Origin of the sequence: Nonomuraea sp. NEAU-A123, from assembly GCF_018603905.1 — a bacterium.
GTDB lineage: Bacteria > Actinomycetota > Actinomycetes > Streptosporangiales > Streptosporangiaceae > Nonomuraea.
The window spans coordinates 1-2,400 of sequence record NZ_JAHFZZ010000066.1 but is presented as its reverse complement, the minus strand read 5'-3'; the positions used below and the strand labels follow the sequence as shown (position 1 = coordinate 2,400).

1 protein-coding gene is annotated in these 2,400 nt (G+C 66.8%); it reads right to left on the bottom strand.

Annotated features, from left to right (window positions below; translation table 11 throughout):
- Positions 1-2,400: DNA-directed RNA polymerase subunit beta (gene rpoB / locus KLK06_RS59315; protein ID WP_214644735.1), on the bottom strand; the 2,400-nt coding region annotated here is incomplete at both ends.

The following is a 2,400-nucleotide window of genomic DNA, read 5'->3' as shown; positions in this document are numbered from 1 at the left end:
TCTCACCGAAGCGCTGGCCACCGAACTGGGCCTTACCGCCGAGCGGCTGCTGGGTGATCATGGAGTAGGGGCCGGTCGACCGGGCGTGGATCTTGTCATCGACCAGGTGGAGCAGCTTGAGGATGTACATGTAGCCGACCGCGATCGGATACGGGAACGGCTCGCCGGAGCGGCCGTCGAACAACCGGGCTTTACCGCTGCGCTGCACCAGCCGATCCCCGTCGCGGTTGGGGATGGTGCTGTCGAGCAGCCCGACGATCTCTTCCTGATGGGCGCCGTCGAAGACCGGCGTGGCCATGTTGGTGCGCGGGGCGACCTTCTCGAAGCCCTTGTCACGCAGCCGCTCGGCCCAGGCCTCCTGAACACCGGAGATGTCCCACCCCCGGGCGGCGATCCAGCCCATGTGGTTCTCCAGCACCTGGCCGACGTTCATCCGGCCGGGCACGCCCAGGGGGTTGAGGATGATGTCGACCGGGGTGCCGTCCTCCAGGAACGGCATGTCCTCGACCGGCAGGATCTTGGAGATGACGCCCTTGTTGCCGTGGCGGCCGGCCAGCTTGTCGCCGTCGGTGATCTTACGCTTCTGGGCCACATAGACGCGGACCAGCTCATTAACCCCCGGCGGCAGCTCGTCGCCCTCCTCACGGGAGAACACGCGCACCCCGATGACCTTGCCCCGCTCGCCGTGCGGCACCTTCAGCGAGGTGTCACGCACTTCACGGGCCTTCTCGCCGAAGATCGCGCGCAGCAGCCGCTCCTCCGGAGTCAGCTCGGTCTCGCCCTTCGGGGTGACCTTGCCGACCAGGATGTCGCCGGGCACGACATCGGCGCCGATGCGGATGATGCCGCGCTCGTCGAGGTCGGCCAGGACCTCCTCGGAGACGTTGGGGATGTCCCGGGTGATCTCCTCCGGGCCCAGCTTGGTGTCACGGGCGTCGACCTCGTGCTCCTCGATGTGGATCGAGGAAAGGACGTCGTCCTGGACCAGCCGTTGAGACAGGATGATCGCGTCTTCGTAGTTGTGACCCTCCCATGGCATGAACGCCACGAGCAGGTTCTTGCCCAGCGCCATCTCACCACGGTCGGTGCACGGACCGTCCGCGATCACTTCCCCGGCCTCCACCCGGTCGCCCTCGGCGACGATGGGCTTCTGGTTGAAGGAGGTGCCCTGGTTGGCCCGCTTGAACTTCGCCACCCGGTACGTCGTCCGCGTGCCGTCGTCGTTCATGACCGTGACGTAGTCGGCGGAGACCTCCTCGACCACACCGGCCTTCTCGGCGCTGATCATGTCGCCCGTGTCGGTGGCGGCCCGGTATTCCATGCCGGTGCCGACCAGCGGCGCCTCGCTCTTGAGCAGCGGCACCGACTGGCGCATCATGTTGGAGCCCATGAGCGCGCGGTTGGCGTCGTCGTGCTCGAGGAAGGGGATCATCGCCGTGGCGACCGACACCATCTGGCGCGGCGACACGTCGATGTAGTCGACCTCTTCGGCGCGGGCCAACTCGGTCTCGCCGCCCTTGGTGCGGACCAGGACGCGAGCCTCGGCGAACGAGCCGTCGGGGTTGACCGCTGAGTTGGCCTGCGCCTTGACGAAGCGGTCTTCCTCGTCGGCGGTGAGGTAGTCGATCTGTTCGGTCACCTTGCCGTCGACGACCTTGCGATAAGGCGTCTCGATGAAACCGAAGGCGTTGAGCCGGGCGTAGGAGGCCAGCGAGCCGATCAGGCCGATGTTCGGGCCTTCCGGGGTCTCGATCGGGCACATCCGGCCGTAGTGGGACGGGTGCACGTCACGGACCTCGAAGCCGGCCCGCTCACGGGACAGACCGCCGGGGCCCAGCGCGGACAGGCGCCTCTTGTGCGTCAGGCCGTCCAGCGGGTTGGTCTGGTTCATGAACTGCGACAGCTGCGAGGTGCCGAAGAACTCCTTCATGGACGCCACGACCGGGCGGATGTTGATCAGGGTCTGCGGCGTGATCGCCTCGACGTCCTGAGTGGTCATCCGCTCACGCACGACGCGCTCCATGCGGGCCAGACCCAGGCGGACCTGGTTCTGGATGAGCTCGCCGACGCTGCGCAGACGGCGGTTGCCGAAGTGGTCGATGTCGTCGACCTCGACGATGACTTCGCGGTCGGTGGAGCCCGGCATCGAGTCCTCGCCCGCGTGGAGGCGGACGATGTACTCGATCGCGGCGACGACGTCCGCTTCGGTCAGCGTGCCCTGAGTGATCTCAGAATCGACCCCGAGCTTCTTGTTGATCTTGTAACGGCCGACTTTGGCGAGGTCGTAACGCTTGGGGTTGAAGTACAGGTTCTCCAGCAGGGTCTGCGCCGACTCCTTGGTCGGCGGCTCGCCCGGACGCAGCTTGCGGTAGATGTCGAGCAGCGCGTCGTCCTGGCCGG